The sequence below is a fragment of the Psychrobacter sp. LV10R520-6 genome, from assembly GCF_900182925.1.
Classification (GTDB): Bacteria; Pseudomonadota; Gammaproteobacteria; order Pseudomonadales; family Moraxellaceae; genus Psychrobacter.
Map to the genome: position 1 here is coordinate 1,191,872 of NZ_LT900024.1, position 20,602 is coordinate 1,212,473.

The window sequence follows — 20,602 nt, forward strand, 5'->3', positions numbered from 1 at the left end:
CTAAGAAATACAATATCAAATACAGCAACTGTGCAATACTTTGCAATGTTGGTTAGTCTTAACTATTTGGCTCTATGATAAATAAGATCTGTCCATACTCTACAATATCACCTTCATCGATTAAGACCTCTTTGATAGTGCATGCAATGCCTGCTTTTACCTCATGCATCATTTTCATCGCCTCAATGATACACAGCGTTTGTCCCTCATCTACCTTATCGCCAACTTTGATAAATTCATCAGCTGTAGGCTCTGAGCGTCGAAAAAAGCTACCTAGCATAGGAGCTAATACTTGGTTTTTTGGGTCTTCAGTAGGGGCTTTTTCATCAATACTATGACCGCTTGCACTGATATCATTGGTATTGTCTTTATTGCCATCAGCGCCTATTGCCGTTTGCTGTTCCGAGCTTGAGGCGCTGGTAGCGAGATTGCTGCTGCTGTTATTGTTGACAGCATGGTTGCTATTTTCATTGCCATTAGCCTGACAAACTATAGAGATACGCGCGTCGCCATCGGTCACTTCTAAAGAATTTATATCGGAGCGTTCCGCTAGCTTTATCAGCTTTTCTAGATCAGTAAAATTAATATTCATATTACTAGCTATTCCATTAGAGTAAAAAGCCTAGATTAACATACCAAATACAATGCTAAGTAATCAAAATAACTTGGACTATTTCAGGTTATTGATTCTAGTTATTTTTGATGACTATGATGCTATAGCAGAAAATCATAGGCTGGCTTGTACTGTATTAGACGTCGATTACTTTATTAATGCAGTGATATGAATAACAATATTATTACTAGGCATCAGTAGCGATTCGATTATAAACGTAGTAAAAAGTTCGTATGGAAAACCAATTGATTTTGAAATCACTGGGGGTCAAGTCCATGCCAGCTAAGTTGCAAACGAATTAATCGATATAATACAAGGTGCTGAGCATTTTGTTGCTGACAAAGCTTATGATGTCAATCCTATTAGAGACAAGCTTAGGCAAGAGAGTATCAATTTAGTTATCTACGCGCTGTCCAATTTTATTAGCCACCACACACTTACCTGAAGAGCAAGACGTAGAGCTACTCTCTAAGTAGCTGGGATGGGATTTAACATAACAAGCAAAATTAATTGATTAACTTCTTATTTCAAATTGAGAGCTGGTCTGGCTATCAGACCCAACCCTCTTCCAAAAGCTGCTCGGTGTTACTCACTTTAAATTCATTATATAAGTTGAAAAATACCGTTGGGTCTTCAATATTATCGAGCAGCTCTCGTTTATTGAGCGCCACAAACATAGCCAGCGCATAAGCCGCACAATGGATAGATTTTTTGGGATTAAACTCAATATCAGTAAAGGCTTGATATTGCATGATCTCCTCATGCAGCTGAGGGTTTTGCTTTAGGGCATTCACATACAGCCAATCATAAAACGTGGTTAATGGCTCTACGCTCCACTCTATACCAAAATAATTGTAGCTGATTAATTCACCCGAGGTTATTAATCGCTGGTCTTTTTTGGCTTGTCTTGGCGGCGCTATCAGCAAGTCGGTATAGGGGCCACCGTACTCAAAAACACTACTGGCTTGAAAGGCGTTTTCGACACTATACTGCCTGCCATCATGCTCATTAGCCAGCTGTAAGCTCAATGGACTCAGCAAAAAACTCAACTTATTGCCAGATTTACTAGATAGCTCTAACACTTGCTTAAACCCATACTTTTTGCAAATGACTTGATGCAGGTCATTGATAGATTTTTTCTTTTGTCTACTCGCAAATCCCACATGCCGCTCAAACCTAACCATGTCCGTTTTTACCAGATTGTCACTGTTGACTCTAGGTATGAATACGGGTCTGTGTTCTACAGCGTTTTGTGTTTGTTCCATAGCGATGTGCCTTATATCAATGGTCTTTTAGAAATGGTCTTTCATAACTGGTCTGGCATAAATAGCATATAAATAAGCAGTCATCTAAATACATTATTATCTTATGAATACTGATTAATTATAGTGTTTGATAGCCAATCTCGCTATCCGTTTGTATCTACTAACCTAGAAACTCCGCTTTGACGCGAATTTTATAATGGCCGCTCGCTCTATCACTGTTAGCAGCGCCTCTTTATCTCTTGCCATTTAACTCTCTGGTAGTCAAATGCATCTGCCCAGTCCGAAATGCACTGAACTCAATCAGCGCTCGCGGGGAAGTTTATCTTATTATTAGGCATTTATCCTGCCCTATTTTAGGGTTATTGATAACCTCACTGGCTTTTTGGAGTTAGTGACTCAGATACAACAGCCTCTGATATAGTCGGGGCGGTTCAGTGTTGACACAGTAATAGCAGTAGACACAAAGTGTATTCCATATACTTTGCCCGCGACTTTAGGCTTGAAAGTAAAACACATAGGCTGGGAGCATTTCAACTTTGATCCTAGCCAAGGCATGAGCGGAAGCTCTATAGTCAGGCATTTAGCGGCACGATATTGTGACTCAGTTGTTACTTTAACCGAAAGAGATAAGGAATGTTGGCTAAAAAATACTCGTCACAAATCACAAGTAATCGCTATAGCGAATTCTTGTCCGTTTCCTGTTCAAGAGTATATTGAGAAAAATAAAAAAATAGTATTAGCTGTTGGTCGTCTACATAGACAAAAAGGGTTTGATTTGTTACTTGAAGCTTGGCTTCAGGTAACTACAGTTATGCCAGAATGGAAATTAAAAATAGTTGGTGAGGGTGAAGAAAGAGTGCAGCTAACCGAGTTTATTGAAGCAAACCAAATAACCGAGAGTGTGGAGTTGGTTGGTATGACTGATAATGTGGGTCAATATTATAGGCAGGCTGAGATATTTTGCCTGAGCTCTCGAGTAGAAGGGTTTGGTATGGTTTTAACTGAGGCTTTAGCTTTTGGTCTGCCTATTGTAAGTTTTGATTGTGGACCTGGCCCCGCAGAAGTTTTAAAAGGTACGGGCTCTATTTTAGTTCCTGAAAATGATGTTAATCAACTTGCTTTAGCATTGATTAGTTTGATGAAGGATGATGAGCAGAAAAAAATTATTAGCTTAAGAGGTAAAGAGAAAGTCGAAATTTATCAACCCGATAATATAATAAGCAAGTGGTTAAATTTACTTAAAAGCTTTGAATAACTTAAAATATTGCCTTAATTCGGAGACTTTCCTGAAAACTGTGTAACTGCTTATAATCCATTAACAGGAGAATAAGTAATGACTAACAAATCTGACATTTCGATCCTGGCCGAACAAATGGCTAGCAGCATGAATAGCTTTGAGGACATCAAAGACTTCCAGAAGCAGCTCATGCAATCGTTTATCGACACTGCCTTAGAAGCTGAGATGGAAGATCATCTAGGCTACCCCAAGCATGAAAGTGACACAAGCGAGCTTGAGATATCCACCCCAAGAGATCGTGACAGCAGCTTTGAGCCTGTACTGGTTAGTAAACATCAAAGCCGTATTACCGGTCTTGATGACAAAATCATCTCCAACTACGGGCATAGCCCTTCGTCTTGCGCTTCGGGCAACTGTCTCCCAGACACTTGCTTATCCTCGCTCATACGCCAAAGGTCAGACAACCACTGAAATCGTTGAGACCATCAAAGACATCTACGACGTCGAAATATCAAGCAGCTTAGTATCAAGGGTTACTGACAACATCATAGACGACATCACCGCTTGGCAGAATAGGCCTCTTAGCAGCATCTATCCTATCGTCTACTTAGACTGCATGGTCGTGAAGATACGCCAAGACAAGCAAATCATCAACAAAGCGGTCTATCTAGCTTTAGGTGTTGGACTGGACGGTAAAAAAGAGCTGCTTGGTATGTGGCTATCAGAGTTTGAGGGCGCTAAGTTCTGGCTTACTGTACTCACTGAGCTGCAGAACCGTGGGGTGCAAGACATCTTAATCGCCTGTGTTGACGGTTTAAAAGGCTTTCCTGATGCCATCAATACTGTTTACCCTAAAGCACAGGTTCAGCTGTGTATCGTGCACATGGTGCGTTACTCAATGAAGTTTGTGCCATGGATGAATAAAAAGAAAGTAGCTGCTGATTTAAAGGCGATTTACGGCGCTGATACCATTGAGCTGGCACAAGCCAATCTTGAGCATTTCGATGAGACATGGGGTGATGAGTATCCGCATGTCGTCAAGTCCTGGCGTAGCAACTGGGAGGGCTTAACGGTATTCTTCAATTATCCTAAAGATATTAGAAAGGCTATTTATACCACCAATGCTATTGAGTCTTTAAACAGTGTGATCCGTACGGCGGTGAATAAGCGTAAGGTGTTCCCATCTGATCAGGCGGCGTTTAAGGTGGTGTTCTTGGCAACCCAGCAGGCATCCAAAAAGTGGTCTATGCCTATTCGCAACTGGACGTCTGCCTTAAATCGCTTTATGATTATGTTTGATGACCGTGTCAGTAAGCATTTAATCTAAATGGCAGTTACACAGAATTCGGGATGGGCTCAGTATAGCGGACAACCTGTAATTTTATTTTCTAGGTTTTTAGGCTGTAGCAGTGTATTTAGCTTTAACTAATAATTGAGGATATTTGTTGATAATCACTTAAATACCAATTCAAAAGATGCAATCTGATATAGCGCGACTTGGGCTATTTCCGATCATTGATTTTTATTCAGAACCCTATTACTTATGCGAAGTAAATAGTAAACCAATCCTTCATACTTGATTCCTTAAATGGTATAATAGTTAATAATCTATCTATATTGAACGATTAATTGGATTAATTCATGACTATCAGATTCGATTTTTATACACCAAATGAGATTGGTGAGATTTTAGGTGAGCGCTTAAGGGCGTGTCGCCTGTCACTAAACTTAACACAAAGCACCTTAGCAGATAAAGCAGGTGTTGGGGTTAGCACCGTAGCTCGAATTGAGTCAGGTCAAGGCGGTACACTAGATAACGTGATTCGGCTGGCAATAGGGCTTGGAATGGTTAATCAGTTTGCTGATTTATTTGAGGATGTTCCTACCACTATCGAAGATATTATTGCCAAACGAAACCTTCGCCAGCGTGCTTCGAATAAAAATTAATTAAGGCAGACGTTTACATGTATAAACCCACATTATTAATTAATGTTTACTACCAAGGGTTTGGGGCGCATCGCCTCATTGGTCACCTAACGATGGATGGTCGACGCCCCGTCTTTGGCTATAGCCCCTTGTGGTTGGCCGATGGGCTTGATTTGTCTCCGATAGAGATGCCATTACGACCAGCGCCTTATTATGGTACTCATGCATCGAGTCATTATTTATGCGGATTGTTATCCGATAGCTTACCTGATGGCTGGGGTATGTTGCTGATGGATCGATTTTTTCGCAAAACAGTGGATAATCCTGCTCAGCAAGTAAGTGTTTTAGAACGCCTTGCGTATATTGGTAACTCAGCGATGGGTGCGCTTAGCTTTGAGCCTCAACACGACATTAATCTTGATACCGCCGATCTGAGTCTAGCTAAGCTTGCTGCTGCCAATCATACTATTTTATCTGGACAGGACAGTGATATATTGGCTGAGCTCATCGTCATCGGTGGCTCTCCACAAGGAGCAAGGCCTAAAGCCTTAGTTTTATACGATGAAGCGTCTGAATATCTCACTACTGATTTAACGAGTAGCCATCCATCCGCCATGCCATGGCTCATCAAATTCCCAGCGCAGTCTGAGCATAAAAGTGTTTGCCTTTTAGAGGCACTCTACGCAGATATGGCAAAGCAAGCCGGCCTTAACATGCCTGCCCATCATTATTTTGACATTGATGACAGCCATGCTGCTTTTGGTGTTGAACGCTTTGATCGCATTGGCAAGCAAAGGGTTCATGTGCATACGTTAGCCGGTTTATTGAATCTTGATTTTCGAACACCATCTCTGGATTACTTGCAATACCTACGCTGTGTACGTATGTTGACCCAATCGCAATGTCAAGTAGAAAAAGCCTACCGACAAGCGGTATTTAATGTGATTTTCAACAACAAAGACGACCATAGTAAGAACTTTTCTTTTGTAATGGATAAAGCGGGGAACTGGTCCTTATCTCCAGTCTATGATATTGCCTATAATTCAGGTATGAACGGTTATCATCAGATGGATGTTGGCGGTGAGGCCAAACACCCTACTGCCGCACATTTATTAAAACTTGCCAACCGTGCCGATATCAAAGAAAATAAGGCACGCGCTATTATTGAGCAAGTGGTCTCAGTTGCTGAATACTTTTTGACTGTTATTAATGATTATTCCATTGAAAGAGGGTTGTTGAACCAAGTGATTTGTGATGTGAAAGCGAACATTGAGAGGATGACTCTATTGATATAGAGTACGTCTCAGCGGTAGGCTGTCACTATGGTCATCAGTTGCTGCCATTTTTCCGTTTTACGCTAATAGCGGTATTTGTAATATACCGTAAACCACTTGCTAAAGCAGGATGGTAAGTCGCGCCATTGTGCATGGTACAAACCATAAGTGACGCATCTTCTCTTTGTTGTGGTAAACAAAAATATAAGACATTGCTTATTTTTTCAACCAGCCCTAAGCCTATACAACCCCTAATTATAATAGTGACAGCCAAATAATGTTGTTAAAATTTTTAACTCAGCGTGTAATATTGTTAAAAAAATATCAACTTGTTGTTAAAGACTCTAGATGTCTGTAAAAAGTAATCGCTAAGCAGTCAGCACCACAAAAAATCACACGCCATATTGAAAATTATATGGTATCTTTCAATAATTTATGTTGCTAGCTAAGTATTTTAAGCAATAAAAAATCCTGAAAGCTTTTATCATCAATGTTTTTAGAACTAAACGGTTTATTTAGAAATGTCTTATGGCTTTGTTGATATTGGGGTTTCCACAGTACTTCTAATACCAAGCAAAAACGCCAATCTGGATGGTTGGCATTTTTTAGTTTAGATTGATTAATTTTAATGTACAGATTAGGATGGTGTAGTTATTTCAATAACCTTAATCTGCGGAAGCTAACTCTTTCACCTTATTGGTTTACAGGTTTGGGTTTACAATGATTTTCACCGCTGATTCATTGTTATGAATTAAGGTCTCAAAGCCTTTAGAAATCAAATCATCTAATTTGATACGTTGAGTAATAAAAGGCTCAAGATTAACTAAACCGTCTTCGACCAATTTAATGGTTTCTTTGTGGTTGTTTACATAGCCGATAGTACCACGTAGATCAAGCTCTTTCATGACCACACTATGTACATTTACTGAGGCTGGGTGGCTCCAGATAGAGACAATCACTACCACACCAGCGGATTTGGTGAGCTCAACCAGCGAGTCTAATACCTCATTGACGCTAGTGCATTCAAAGGCAATGTCTGCACCGCGATTATTAGTAATCTTCATGACTTCTTCAGTCAAATTGACTTGAGTAGGGTCTAAAACATAATCGGCAACGCCACTTTCTTTAGCTTTTTCTTTACGTTTGGCACTTAATTCGGTAAGGATTACGGTAATACCTTTGGCTTTTAGAACCGAAGCCAATAACAATCCAATCGGACCACCACCACCAACTAAAGCAATATCACCTGCCTTAGCCTCACTGCGCACAAAAGCATGGTAACCAACTGCTAACGGCTCAATCAAAGCTGCTTGATCCAATGGGATTTTATTAGAGATAGGGTGTACCCAACGGCGTTTAACCGCAATTTTTTCAGATAAACCACCTCCGCGACCGCCTAGGCCGATAAAGTTCATATCCTTCGATAGGTGATAATTCTCACCAGGTGCGGTAGACACGTCATCGGCAATAATGTACGGTTCAACCACGACGTGCTGGCCGATTTCAATATCATCAATCCCCTCGCCGATAGCATAAACGACGCCTGAGAACTCATGACCCATAGTGATTGGAGCAGACTCTCCTGAAATCGGGTGAGGATGACCACAAGGAGGAATAAAGATAGGACCTTCCATAAACTCATGCAAGTCAGTACCACAAATACCGCACCAGGCAACGTCGATACCAACGGTGCCTGGTTTTACAGTGGGCTCTGGAATGTCTTCAATGCGGATGTCGCCTTTGTCATAAAAACGTGCAGCTTTCATATAAATCTCCTTCGGTTATCATTAGAAAAATTAATGAAAAATATGAAGTTTACTTACCACTATCATGCCCAGAGCAGAGTTGAATTATCAAGTATTGTTGGGTGAAACTAGCTATGATAAAGAAAATTTATTATTCGAAACAATACTATAAACCACATTCTAAATAAAGGTAATCAGCTGGATAAGTCCTAGCAACTTGTATTAATTGTTAATGTTAATGTGAGCGTTTAAATGAACTAGCCGGCAACATATATTGCTCCCATCCAGCAATGTTTAGGCTTATCAATAATTTCTGAACTGTAGAACACAGGTGCGTCAATAGCAGTCCTTCTCTCAATCGCAGTTCTTATAGTTTCAAATTCGTCAAACGATATATTACGGTTACTCTCAACTTCCAACATCATAGAATTAATGCTAAGACTTTTAGGGATTTGGCTCATAGTTTTCTCGATTGCTCTGTCTGAATCAAGTTTCCCCATTGCACTAGCTTGTATGAAGTGAGCATATTTCCCAGACAAACATCCCATCTCAAACTCATCAATACTGATACCAACCAAGCCTGTTCTCTCCAATACGGATTTGTACATATCGATCTCTGACTTTCTTAGCTTGTTTTTCATCGTTCATGTTTCTATCCGTAAGGTTTTTGGGGTTAAGGGGTTTCCCCTTATCGGCATGCCAGAATGAAAAGAGGTGGTGTATTGTAATGACGGCATATACTGGCTTATAATTTACTAATCAAAACTTATTATTAAATCTTCATACTTAGACCTAAGCAGCATGGTCATATCCTGCCGATAGTTTAGCAATTACTCTATATCTATACATGTGCTTATTTTCTAATAGGTTAACAATATAGTTGTCTAGAGCAACTTTTATATTACATATAGAGTCAGTTCAAAATAAAAGAGAGTCGTTCATATCAACGTGCTACTGGTATAAATTTTTCTTGCGTGCTGTTCGCAAGCGTGCTTCGAGCCTGCAAAAAATTCATACCAGCAGCACTATATCGTTTTTAAATTGAATCGACTATACCATAGTTGATTCGCTTCAAAAACATTCTGGTTTACTACTTGGCTTATGTAGTCGATATTAAACTCTCTTTTGTCTTCAGATAGTCGTAGTACCCTTGGTAGACGGCTAATTCCTAGTTCTCCATCTGCTAGCGCATAATGTCTGTATGTTTTATTTATAATTTCATCACATTCGAATTCTATGTATACCATACCTCTGTTTTGAGATTTAGCCATGCGAATAATCGATATAAAAACTTCTTTTTTAAGATGTAACTTCTTTTTATTAATATCCTCTACCGTATATCTAGGCCTTCTCCCCAATGCAATTTTTTTCCAAAAGCTTCCTTGTTCTTTGATTGTAAAGTAATTATCGAGATTGTTTTTTAGGTCTTCAAGTTCTCTTATAGATATTTTAGTCTCATTTAATTTTTCTTTAACCATGAAGAGTGGCATACCCATAACTTCTGAACGCTCCTCTATGCTTGACTCTTGAGAAAAAATAAAGTCATGAGATTTAGTCAGTAGCATTCTTAAAGCCATTAATTTAATTAGCAACATCTCACTACTGGGAGAGTACATGACTAAAGGTTGTAATCTAAAATCCTGAACACCTTCTATCATTTCCTTAAGTAATCTATCTAAATGATAGATTAGATAGTCTTGATCACCTTTCTTATGAAGGATAGTTTGAATTCTGGGTAGTTTCTGAAGTATTAATACTGAAACTTGTTTTTCGTAAGTTATCATACGCTCTTTTATAATGGCTTCTATAGAACCGCCGACTTGTTCTAAACGTTCTTTTAGTAAAGGTTTTAAATACCTCCTTTTCAGACTTCGGGTTTCATTAACAAAATCCAAAATTGTATCGGGCGTCCCTCGATCAAGCGTGTAAAACCGACTCATAGAAAAGGAGCAATGAGATAGATATTTTAAGTCATGCATATCATATTTTCTGATAACAACATGTGTTAGATAGACGTACTTTTCAGCACTATTGCCACTGCTATCTTCATGAAGAAACCGTCGAAAAGAATAAGGATTCTTACCAATTTCATCCGTATTTCCAATTAAAAACCAGTATTTTTGTCCTTCTACAACCAAAAAACCTCTATCTTTCCCCTCATTCCTAATGAAAGAAGGTATATAAGTAGATTTTTGAAAATCTATGTCAGATGAATCCCACTTTCGGAAGTCTTGTCCTTGTATTTTCTGCTTAATAAAGACCTCCTTTAGGTATGATTTAATCATATGGGAGTCCAGTTTGCGAAAACTAGGGGAGACTTTTAATTTAACAGTGCCTATCCATTGTGCTAAGTCATATAAAAAAGCTATTTTCATTCTTTTACGATTTTTATGTTCATATAATAAGTTGTGTATATTTAAGTTATCTAAACAACTAAATATTGCTTCAATTTCATCAGCGAGTTGCATAGCGTCATAATACTCAGAGCGCGAATTAATAATTTTGAACATATCTGAGACTATGGCTAGTAGATCATTATTATGAGTTTGAATGTTTCCCATAGTTTCTTTTAAAGTGGCAGGACGTTTGTGTATTAGTTCTTCATTGGCATTGAGATAGATACCTCGAGGTTCTAGTATGTTTTTATATAAACTATGTTGACTCTCCGGATCTAAATCAGGAAGAATACTCTGAATTATTTCTCGCCAATCTGGACTTAGGTTAGGGTCCATCGATTTTAATTTATAAAGCTGATATTCAGAAAGATCACGAATATTCATTGTGCTTGCCCCTGCAGAAATTCCATTTCATAAATGCCATACTAAGCGAATAAGCTCTTAAAACAACAGTATAGTAGGTTCTCTATAAACAAGATATAGTCAGTTCACAATAAAAAAAATACAACCCATATCATGGAATAGTTTCTTTAAATTATTCTCCATCCAACCTTGGCGTAGAAACTTTGCTTGTGTGGCAACCCATGCTAATGGGTAGTCATTTGATGCCCCAATCAGCATACGGACAGCATGTTCTTTAATCTCGGGGTGTATGTGTTTTTACTCATTGTTCTATTCTTTCAGATTAATGAGCCTCTGAAAAACCCGGGGCGGTTCACTCAGGGCGTATGTGATAAAGCAATCCTATCTCCACGTGTCGCTTGTGAATATATGACTGCTCTATAACACGCTAGAGAAAAACACCCTTCTACACCATATTTTCAAAGATATCATCAATGTATTTTTCTACGGCATCACTATCATTGGTGACTTGAGCATACGTCTTCAAACCTATTATTTGAATTTGGAAATAACGCGCCAGCTTAACCGGATTTTTCTCAACGCTGATCTCACCATTATCGATGGCTTGCTCAAAAATAGTAGCAAAGGATGCTTCTGTATTCTCTAAAATACCCGTTGCATGAGTCAACAAATTTGGGCTATTGTTCTGGGTGAGTTCAGCGACCGTTTTGACAATCATGCACATACCACTTGGCGCATTGGCTTGATTACATACAGTCACGCTATGAATGAATCGCTTCAAACCACCCAGCACGGTGACTTCTTCTGCCATACAGTCGGCAAGCCTCTGAGCACCGTCTTTAGCATAACGATTTAATGCTTCTGTAAATAATTTGTCTTTGCTGCCAAAAGCGGCGTAAATACTACCAGGATGCATTTTCACCACATCTTGTAGATTTCTCATTGACGTTGCGTGATAGCCCTTTTCCCAATAGAGATTTTTTGCTTTTTCAATCACATCATCGCGATTAAATTTTACTGGGGCACTCATAATTTTACCTTAAAAATTTTGTCTTAAAAGCTTGTCTAAAAATTGCTCTTAATTATCTGCCTTAAAACTGGCCTTAAAAACTTAAAATTGCTCTTAAAAAACAGAAACCAAGTAATAATAATATTACTTGGTTTTTTACGTTATCGCTTGGCTTTATTCGAAATAAGCTACTTTGGCTTTAATGCTAAGACTCTATCAATATCTTCAGCATTATGACGGTTTTCGAGTTGCTCCCACTCTTCACCCCAATTGCGGTTGATGATGCAGCCACGTTGTACTGCTGGTCGCGCTAACATGGCTGTCGCCCAACGCTGGATGTGGGTATACTCTTCAACCTGAAGGAATTCTTTTGCGTCGTATAAATTCCCCAAAACTAAATTGCCATACCAAGGCCAAGTGGCAATGTCCGCAATACTGTACTCATCACCAGCAATGAATTCGTTCGTCGCTAATTGCTTGTCTAATACATCCAATTGGCGCTTGATTTCCATCGCAAAACGATTGATGGGGTATTCAAATTTTTCGGGTGCATAAGCATAAAAGTGACCGAACCCACCACCTAAGTATGGCGCAGAGCCATGTAACCAAAACAGCCAGTTAAAGACCTTTGTACGCTTATTACCTTCTTTAGGCAGTAATACCCCAAATTTTTCAGCAAGATACACTAAAATTGAAGCCGACTCAAAAATAGGCTCAGCATCATCGACAGAGTGATCGACTAATGCTGGAATCTTAGAGTTGGGATTAATAGCTACAAACCCCGATGTGAATTGATCCCCTTCGCCAATTTTAATCATGTGGGCATCGTATTCCGCATCCTTACCTAATGCCAATAACTCCTCTAACATGATGGTAATTTTTTGGCCATTAGGCGTGCCCATTGAGTACAGTTGCAAAGCATGCTTGCCAATAGGCAGCGCTTTTTCATGGGTTGCACCCGACACCGGACGATTAATACTTGCCCATTTACCGCCATTTTCTGCGTCATGAGTCCAAATTTGGGGAGGTATGTATTGATTTTCCATTCTTATCACTTCTATATTGGTGAAATTTATTAGACTTTTTACTAGTGATTAGGCTTTTTTATCGAAGTTTTGTGGATATAGCGCCCGTGCGGCAACGTCATCAAACTCAGTCTTAAACTCGATATTTTTAGCAAGAGTTCGTGCTTTTTCTACCGCAGGACGTGCATTGATGCTTGCAAACCAGCGCTTTAGATTAGGATAGTTCTCTAAACCCTCTTCGCCTAATACGAATGTTGCCTTGTCAATCCAGCCCCATGCTGAAATATCGGCAATTGAATACTCGTCGCCAACTATATACTCGCGGCCTTCCATGTGGGTATCGAGCACTTCATAATGACGTTCAGCTTCACGGAGATAGCGATTGATAGCATAAGGTATTTTTTCTGGCGCTTTATGTCTGAAATGAACGGATTGACCAGAAAAAGGTCCAAGGCCTGTCGCTAGAAACAGCAACCACGATAGCATTTCACCGCGATCTTCTGGCTTTCCTGCTAATTTTCCCGTTTTCTCAGAGAGGTACATCAAGATAGCAGTTGAATCAAACACGCGCTTACCATCGTCTTCAATTGCCGGTGTCTTGCCATTTGGGTTGATAGCGCGGTATTCAGGCGTGTGCTGCTCACCTTTTAGAGTGTCTACAGCGACCAATTCGTACGCCAACCCAGTCTCTTCAAGGTAAACAGCCACTTTCATTGGGTTTGGGGTTTGGTGAAAATAAAACTTAAGCATAACTTTATCCTATTATATAATCAGTTCACAATAAAAGAAATACAACCCATATCATGGAATAGTTTCTTTAAATTATTCTCCATCCAACCTTGGCGTAGAAACTTTGCTTGTGCCCACTTTTTCTCGATAGGATTTAGATCAGGGCTATAGGGTGGTAGAAATAACAGGCGATGACCGTGTCTATTGAGCAATCTTTTAACCCTTTTGTGAAAGCTTGTCACTCAGGCATAGCCTTCGTCTTGCGCTCGGGCAAAGCAGTGCTTTGCTTTATCCTTGCTCATGTCCATGACTATCACGCACTTGGTTTTGAGGCTTGGGATGAGGGTATATTTGCACCAGTCGTAGAATATGTCACCATTAATATTTTTCTCAAAGTAATCAAGCGCAAATAGCGTCTTTTCATACAAAGCACCGATGACATTGGTTCGTTTTTTACCTTGCCAGTTGTAGCTGTCGATACAAGGAGTTCCAATAGGTGCATAGCCATAGGGTCTTATAGTCTCAAACTCAAAGCCACTTTCATCCATATAAACGATGGGATAACCTTGCTGCGTAAAGCTATCAAGCTTCTTCTGGTACACCGCTCTTTTTATCGGACACGCTTTTGGGTGTTCCAAGGTCTTTTTTTTGACTGATGCCAAGGCGTTTTAAAGCCGTATGAATACCCGTCTTACTACAATTGAAGCGTTGTGCTCGTTCATACAGACAATCGTCTGGATATTGTTCAATATCTTTTAATAATAGGTCATCGTGTATTTTGCTTGGCGGTTTATCTCTTGTCTGTTTGATACTCGGATTTTTGAGCCAGCGCTGTAAGGTGGTTTTGCCGATATTGTAAAAAGCACAGGCTTGCCGAATGCTCATATCCTGTTGTTTGATGTTTTTAATCACTTGCGCTCGAAAGTCTGTTGAATAAGTCATATATTCTTCTACTGCTCTGCTTATCTTTAAGTTATTGTATCTTGTTTATAGAGAACCTACTATATGAAAATATTAGTCTGGTCACTATAGAAATAATCAAGAATGTGAGTTGTGGGTTGAACCGTTTCTTTATTGCTTGGTGTTAGAACCACTATAACTACAAATGAACGGTCGTTCAAGTACAAATTTTAAATAACTACTCATTTAATTATCAAAATTAGGCACAATAAGTGTTTTTACTTACGCGATATTTAGAGAAGTTAATGTTGTGCCTATGTCAAATAATTTAGATTAAATGGTTGATGAGGGTAAGCACAGCTAGAGAGGCAGGTATCATCTCTAAAATACCGAATATTACTTTGATAAGGCAGTAAAGGAAATATACGATGCGCCGTAACCGATAAACGCCAATGCTAAATAAAAATGTATCGACTTATTTTAGGACGGGACACGGGACGATTTAAACATTATTAAAATCAAGTTTAAAAGCTTATCATTCCATTGGGGATTCATGTTTGCCCGCTCGCTGTTTCAAGCAGCAGACATGGAAGCGCAAGGCCACCTATTAAACCGTGTTTCTGATCTAATCAATCAAGGTCATATTCAAACCACGGTTGCCAAAAATATAGGTATTATTAACGCAGCCAATTTGCGCGTCGCCCATTAAGCACTAGAATCCAGCACCTCAATCGGTAAAATGGTATTAGAAAGTTTTTAATATAACCCCACTAAAAAAGGACTAAAAATGACCACATTAACCGTTATTGCCAATATCATTGCAAAAGATGACCACATCGCCTTAGTGAAGGCTGAACTTGAAAAGCTCCTACCAGTTACACGTGTAGAGGAAGGCTGTCTCCAATACAACCTATACCAAGACAACGAAAACCTGGCTCATTTTATGTTTCATGAAAGCTGGGCGTCACGTGAGCTGTGGCTGACACATATGGAAAATCAACACTTAAAAGACTACTTAGCGGCAACAGATGGCGCTGTTGAATCGTTCATCCTGAATGAGATGACAGAGGTTGCTCAGTAGTATTTTTACTTAGTAACTGTTTAGAATAAAAAATAAGACTTAGAGTAAAAAAGAAGAGCGCCAACTAATTTAAAAGCGCTCTTCTTTTTTGCTTATTGATGCCGAATAATTATGTTTCGACTCACCTAATTAGTGCAATAAACCTTACTAGCAAGACCATAGAGATGTGTCAAACATCGTTGATGCGTTTATGCTTACAAAGCATTACTTACCTAAGTTACGGATATTACTGATCTAATTGTTATAGATAAGAGGAATGTAAGTCACTCGTTACATTTTATTTAAGCGATTGCTCAAATATATGTTGAGCGTTCGCTCAATATCATTTATAGTGATTTCTGTTGACCCGCCTAAAGAAGCGTTACGGCTCAATTTGAGTGAATGCTCAAATTTATTATTAGGCCTTAATCAGTAACCAACTTTAAGCTGACATGAAAAATCTCACATTTATTATTAGGAATTATATTATGACTGACTTTACCCTTCACGATAAGCAAAGTGCCCCAGCAGACAGCCAAGAATTGCTCGACGTGTCTATCAATGCCTTTGGCATGATTCCAAATTTGCACGCGGTCATGGCAGAAGCACCAGGACTACTCGAAGCCTACCAACGTCTACATCAGTTGTTCTTAGACAGCAGCTTCGATGATGAAGAAACCACTGTCGTATGGCAAACCATCAACGTCGAGCACGCCTGCCATTATTGCGTTCCTACCCATACTGGCATCGCCAAAAGCATGAAAGTAGATGACGCTATCACTGAAGCGTTACGTAACGAAACCCCGCTACCAACAGTACGCCTAGAAGCACTACGCGACTTCACGCTCTCCGTTGTCCGTAACCGTGGTAATGTTGATGATAGCGCTGTTCAAGCATTTTTGGATGCTGGTTATACCAAGCGTCAGGTTCTTGAAGTCATTCTTGGTACCGCTCAAAAAGTAATGAGCAACTATACCAACCATCTTGCCAACACACCGATAGACAAACCATTCCAAAAATTTGAATGGCACAAAGCTGACTAATGAAGCTGACTAATAACACAACCAGTTAGGGGTTGTTATAATCCCTCTGATGTTTTTATACTGTTGTTCGAAAGACTGTTGTTCAGAAGTCAATCGGGCAGCAGTTTTTCAGTTAAATTTATAGGTAGAAGCTCACGAGAGGTCATATGGAAAATTCAAAGCAGTTATTATCAGAGCAACCCCTACAAATAGACATCGTATCAGACGTTGTTTGCCCTTGGTGTGTTATCGGCTATCGGCAGCTCGCTGAGGCATTGAAACAGACCAATACCCCGCATGAGATTCATTGGCATCCGTTTGAACTGAATCCCAACACGCCACCTGAAGGACAAAATCTGCGCGAGCATATCATGGAGAAGTACGGCAGCACGGCTCAAGACTCTGAAGAGAGCCGCGTTAGAATGACAGCCGCAGGCGCAGAAGTTGGCTTCGAGTTCCAATTTACGGATGACACGCGAACGTACAATACCTTTAACGTGCATCAACTGTTGCACTGGGCGGATCAGCAAGGGCGCATGCACGATTTGAAGCAGGCACTATTCACCGCGCATTTCACAAACAATCGCAATGTGTCTGATAGTGCCGTGCTTGCAGATATTGCAGCAGATATTGGGTTAGACCGTACTGAAGCATTAGCCGTTATCGAAGATCAGCGTTTTGCCAAAGACATACGCGAGGCCGTACAACGCTCGCAAGAACAAGGCATTCAAAGTGTACCATCCGTTATCTTTAACGGTCGTCATCTGGTTAGCGGCGCCCAAGGCGTTGAGAACTACATCAGCATTCTACAGCAATTGGCTGAGATGCCAGACTAAACGAGGCTTTTAGCTATAGTTAATGCTAAATAAAATAGAGTTGTAGATAAATACATGTGGCTAAAAAAATTCGTTTAGACGATATAAATTTTGAAAAACATCAACTTTAAACAACAATTGGAATTTAGATGCCCGTTATTAAGTCTTGGCCAACACTGACGCGCTACCGCGCTTACTGGGTAGCGCTTTTTGTTTTTTTGGGTATTTGTGTGGGCATCTCTTCAAGCACGGCAGTTACCAGTACGGTAGCCAGTACTGAGGATCAATCATACTGGCAGCAGATGGAAACGCGGGGTAAAAATCAAGATGTCTATTTTTATGCGTGGGGCGGCGATGCGCAAATAAATGCTTATATACAATGGGCAGCAGAGCAAATTAAGTCTCAGTACAATATTAACTTAGTACATGTAAAACTCAGCGATACCAGCGAAGCCGTAAGCCGCGTATTGGCTGAAAAATCAGCCAATAACAATAGCCAAGGTAGCGTGGATTTGGTGTGGATAAACGGGGCTAATTTTGCCACCATGAATGAACACTCACTGCTACTAAAACAATGGTCAAATAAGCTGCCAAACTTTGCACTCACTGATCCTGACAATAACCCTGCGGTTACCTTTGATTTTGGTATTCCCACTGAAGGAATGGAAGCACCGTGGGGACAAGCGTCGCTTACTTTTTATTATGACAACCTTGCTATTGATGGTTCAGCGACTAACAGACCGCCAACCACGTTAAACGAGATACTAAGCTGGAGCGCCCAACATCCCGGACGCTTTAGCTACCCAAAGCCGCCTGATTTTTTAGGCATGAGCTTTTTAAAGTATGCTTTAGTGACGCTACATCAAAAAAGCCCTGAAAATATAAAATCACAGCTGAACCAGCCAGCGACTGACCAAAATACAGCGCTGGTACTCACTCCTTTATGGGATTTTTTGGACAAACTACACCCAACGCTATGGCGTAAGGGCGAGCATTTTATGCAAAATGGCGCGCAAATGCGGCGCTTAGTTGATGATACTGAGCTGAGCTTAGCATTTACTTTTTCAGCACCTGAAGTACCTGCAGCGGTACAACGTTATGATTTGCCAGAAAGTATTCGCAGTTATGCCATGGATGATGGAAGTTTGAGTAATACCCATTTTGTGGCGATTCCTTACAACGCCAGTCACCCCCAAAGCGCGCAACTGGTCGCTAATTTCTTACTCAGCCCAACAGCGCAGGCGCATAAACAAAAAGCTAGCGTATGGGGAGACAAAACCGTACTTATTCAATCAACGCTAAATAGTGACCAGCAAGCGTTATTCAAAACAAGTAAGCCACACCCGAGTGCACTCCCCTTTAACAGTATTAAACGCACGTTGAGTGAGCCGCATCCCAGCTGGGTCGATGCTATTATGCAAGGTTGGGAGATGCGTTACGGGGTTAGCCAGTGAGTGCACTGCCTAAGGATAAAACAGCAAGCTCTGCATCGGCCGCTCATCACAAAACAGATAGGTTTACCCGCCTTGTAAAATTCAGTCCGCGATTTTTACTTGCCTTACTTATATTACCCGTCCTCGGTGGTTTAGTAAGCGTACTCTTGCCAGCTTTTGGTTGGGCGCCGGCACTTGAACAAACAACGATTGGTTTACAAGGTTTTAAAGCCCTTTGGCAAACGCCCGGCATCACGCAAATGGCCACGTTGAGCGTGGCAACGGGTTTAATAAGTACGCTACTCGCTTTTTTAATGACATTAATGATTTTGGCAGCATTTTTCAATAGCCTTTGGCTCAATCGTATTGAACGTTTGCTCAGCCCTATTTTAGTCATTCCCCATGCGGCGGCCGCCATTGCGGTTGGCTTTTTAATTGCGCCCTCAGGTATGTTTTCTCGATTGATTTCACCCTGGTTAAGTGGCTGGGAGCTGGCACCCCACGGCATATTCCCGCACGATCCATACGGTATTAGTATCATTTTAGGACTAACGTTAAAAGAGCTGCCGTTTTTATTATTGATGGCACTGGGTGGGTTGGCTCAACCTGAACTTGGTAAAAAATTACGCCAGCAGCATAAAGTAGCGCTCAATTTAGGCTACTGCCCAATGACCGCCTTTTTTAAAGTGGTCTTACCAAATCTTTATCCCTTGTTGCGCTTGCCTATTTTTGCCGTACTCGCTTATGCCAGTGCCAGTGTCGAGATGCCGCTTATACTCGGCCCCAATACCCCGCCAACACTAGCCGTTGCTATTATGAACTGGTTCAACGATGTTGATTTAAATCTACGCATAAAAGCCTCTGCTGGTGCGGTATTACAGCTCGCACTTACGGGTAGCTTACTGGCACTATGGCTAGCTGGCGAAAAAACCATAAAAACATTGTGTAGTGATTTACTCACCAATGGTCAGCGCGAATATGGCGGTGATTTTTGGCACAAAATCATTATAGTGCTCACGACCTTAGTTATTGGCTTCATATTACTGGCATTAATGGGTCTAGTGATGTGGTCGGTTGCTGGGTTTTGGCGCTTTCCAGCAGCGCTACCCGAACAGTTGGTGTTATTGCATTTTCAAAGTGCACTAATGCAAATGGGCAGCCCGCTATTTAATACCCTTACTATTGGTCTAGTGACGACTGTCTTTGCGGTTGTCCTCACTTTACTCTGTTTGGAATCCGAGCAGCTAACGGCCAAACCACTGTCTCGCTTTACCAGTTTGATTATTTACTTACCATTACTGGTACCCAGTATTGCCTTTTTGTTTGGCTTAGTATGGTTGCAGCAATTGGTCAATAACCAAACCGCGTTTCTTAATGTGGCCTTTACCCATTTATTGTTTGTATTGCCTTATGTGTTTTTGTCGCTGTCGAGTAGCTATCGACGCTTAGACCCTCGTTTTTCTAATGTTGCAGCAAGCCTTGGCGCCACGCCCTGTAAGGTATTTTTACAAGTTAAGCTACCGCAGTTATTTGCCCCGATTTTGATTGCAGCCGCACTTGGACTCGCTATTAGTTTTGGTCAATATCTACCGACGCTTTTAGCAGGTGGCGGACGTATAGCCACTATCACCACTGAAGCCGTTACTCTAGCTAATGGTGCAAGCAGGCGCACCAGTGCCGTTTATGCCATTATGCAAATAGTGCTCCCCCTTATTGGGTTTATACTGGCGTGGGTATTACCTAAGTGTTTCTTTAAAAGTGCGCGTCGTTAAAAGCGCACATCATTGAAG

Annotated in this window: 18 protein-coding genes and 2 pseudogenes; 10 read left to right on the top strand and 10 right to left on the bottom strand. The window is 40.6% G+C overall.

Annotated features, from left to right (window positions below):
- Positions 1-58: 58 nt before the first annotated feature.
- Together accB and U1P77_RS04950 are read right to left on the bottom strand one after the other, a co-directional pair.
- Positions 59-592, bottom strand: coding sequence for an acetyl-CoA carboxylase biotin carboxyl carrier protein (gene accB, locus U1P77_RS04945; RefSeq protein WP_321156265.1), 534 nt, complete (start codon positions 590-592; stop codon positions 59-61).
- 572 nt (positions 593-1,164) lie between these two features.
- The gene (locus U1P77_RS04950; protein WP_321156266.1) at positions 1,165-1,878 is read right to left on the bottom strand and encodes a DarT1-associated NADAR antitoxin family protein; all 714 of its coding nucleotides are present in this window, start codon (positions 1,876-1,878) and stop codon (positions 1,165-1,167) included.
- A 499-nt stretch (positions 1,879-2,377) separates the two neighbouring features.
- On the opposite strand from U1P77_RS04950, the gene U1P77_RS04955 reads away from it, so the two are divergent.
- From U1P77_RS04955 to U1P77_RS04970, 4 genes and pseudogenes are all read left to right on the top strand, one after another.
- Positions 2,378-3,133 carry a glycosyltransferase gene (locus U1P77_RS04955; RefSeq protein WP_321156267.1) on the top strand — a complete coding sequence of 252 codons (756 nt, stop codon included), beginning with the start codon at positions 2,378-2,380 and terminating at the stop codon, positions 3,131-3,133.
- Between the two features lie 78 nt (positions 3,134-3,211).
- Positions 3,212-4,442: pseudogene (locus U1P77_RS04960) on the top strand (IS256 family transposase).
- Positions 4,443-4,756: 314 nt separating this feature from the next.
- Positions 4,757-5,062, top strand: a complete 306-nt coding sequence (locus tag U1P77_RS04965; RefSeq protein WP_321156268.1) for a helix-turn-helix domain-containing protein — start codon at positions 4,757-4,759, stop codon at positions 5,060-5,062.
- Between the two features lie 17 nt (positions 5,063-5,079).
- The gene (locus U1P77_RS04970) at positions 5,080-6,336 is read left to right on the top strand and encodes a type II toxin-antitoxin system HipA family toxin (RefSeq protein WP_321156269.1); all 1,257 of its coding nucleotides are present in this window, start codon (positions 5,080-5,082) and stop codon (positions 6,334-6,336) included.
- Positions 6,337-7,016: 680 nt separating this feature from the next.
- On the opposite strand, the gene U1P77_RS04975 is transcribed toward U1P77_RS04970, so the two are convergent.
- The 8 genes and pseudogenes from U1P77_RS04975 to U1P77_RS05010 all read right to left on the bottom strand — a co-directional run bounded on the left by U1P77_RS04975 (position 7,017) and on the right by U1P77_RS05010 (position 14,524).
- Positions 7,017-8,081: a 2,3-butanediol dehydrogenase gene (locus tag U1P77_RS04975; protein ID WP_321156270.1), complete on the bottom strand. Its 1,065-nt coding sequence runs from the start codon at positions 8,079-8,081 to the stop codon at positions 7,017-7,019.
- 236 nt (positions 8,082-8,317) lie between these two features.
- Positions 8,318-8,701, bottom strand: a complete 384-nt coding sequence (locus U1P77_RS04980; RefSeq protein WP_321156271.1) for a hypothetical protein — start codon at positions 8,699-8,701, stop codon at positions 8,318-8,320.
- A gap of 384 nt (positions 8,702-9,085) precedes the next feature.
- Positions 9,086-10,840, bottom strand: coding sequence for a hypothetical protein (locus U1P77_RS04985; RefSeq protein ID WP_321156272.1), 1,755 nt, complete (start codon positions 10,838-10,840; stop codon positions 9,086-9,088).
- Positions 10,841-11,264: 424 nt separating this feature from the next.
- On the bottom strand, positions 11,265-11,849 hold the full coding sequence (locus tag U1P77_RS04990; RefSeq protein ID WP_321156273.1) for a TetR/AcrR family transcriptional regulator: 585 nt from the start codon (positions 11,847-11,849) through the stop codon (positions 11,265-11,267).
- A gap of 167 nt (positions 11,850-12,016) precedes the next feature.
- Positions 12,017-12,874 carry a glutathione-dependent disulfide-bond oxidoreductase gene (yghU, locus tag U1P77_RS04995; protein ID WP_321156274.1) on the bottom strand — a complete coding sequence of 286 codons (858 nt, stop codon included), beginning with the start codon at positions 12,872-12,874 and terminating at the stop codon, positions 12,017-12,019.
- 48 nt (positions 12,875-12,922) lie between these two features.
- Entirely contained in the window at positions 12,923-13,603 is a 681-nt protein-coding gene (locus tag U1P77_RS05000; protein WP_321156275.1) for a glutathione S-transferase family protein, read from the bottom strand.
- Positions 13,604-13,623: 20 nt separating this feature from the next.
- Positions 13,624-14,130 (bottom strand): annotated as a pseudogene (locus U1P77_RS13530) (transposase).
- 34 nt (positions 14,131-14,164) lie between these two features.
- Positions 14,165-14,524, bottom strand: a complete 360-nt coding sequence (locus U1P77_RS05010) for an IS630 transposase-related protein (protein WP_321156277.1) — start codon at positions 14,522-14,524, stop codon at positions 14,165-14,167.
- A 511-nt stretch (positions 14,525-15,035) separates the two neighbouring features.
- Here U1P77_RS05010 and U1P77_RS05015 point away from each other — a divergent pair.
- From U1P77_RS05015 to U1P77_RS05040, 6 genes are all read left to right on the top strand, one after another.
- Positions 15,036-15,191 (top strand): hypothetical protein, encoded by a 156-nt coding sequence (locus tag U1P77_RS05015; RefSeq protein WP_321156278.1) that lies wholly within the window; start codon positions 15,036-15,038, stop codon positions 15,189-15,191.
- 78 nt (positions 15,192-15,269) lie between these two features.
- Positions 15,270-15,563 carry a putative quinol monooxygenase gene (locus tag U1P77_RS05020; protein ID WP_321156279.1) on the top strand — a complete coding sequence of 98 codons (294 nt, stop codon included), beginning with the start codon at positions 15,270-15,272 and terminating at the stop codon, positions 15,561-15,563.
- 467 nt (positions 15,564-16,030) lie between these two features.
- Positions 16,031-16,585 (top strand): carboxymuconolactone decarboxylase family protein, encoded by a 555-nt coding sequence (locus U1P77_RS05025; protein WP_321156280.1) that lies wholly within the window; start codon positions 16,031-16,033, stop codon positions 16,583-16,585.
- A gap of 146 nt (positions 16,586-16,731) precedes the next feature.
- Positions 16,732-17,400 carry a DsbA family oxidoreductase gene (locus U1P77_RS05030; protein WP_321156281.1) on the top strand — a complete coding sequence of 223 codons (669 nt, stop codon included), beginning with the start codon at positions 16,732-16,734 and terminating at the stop codon, positions 17,398-17,400.
- Between the two features lie 128 nt (positions 17,401-17,528).
- Positions 17,529-18,833 carry an ABC transporter substrate-binding protein gene (locus U1P77_RS05035; protein ID WP_321156282.1) on the top strand — a complete coding sequence of 435 codons (1,305 nt, stop codon included), beginning with the start codon at positions 17,529-17,531 and terminating at the stop codon, positions 18,831-18,833.
- Positions 18,830-20,584, top strand: a complete 1,755-nt coding sequence (locus U1P77_RS05040) for an ABC transporter permease (RefSeq protein WP_321156283.1) — start codon at positions 18,830-18,832, stop codon at positions 20,582-20,584. Before U1P77_RS05035 ends, U1P77_RS05040 begins: the two co-directional genes overlap by 4 nt.
- Positions 20,585-20,602 lie beyond the last annotated feature (18 nt).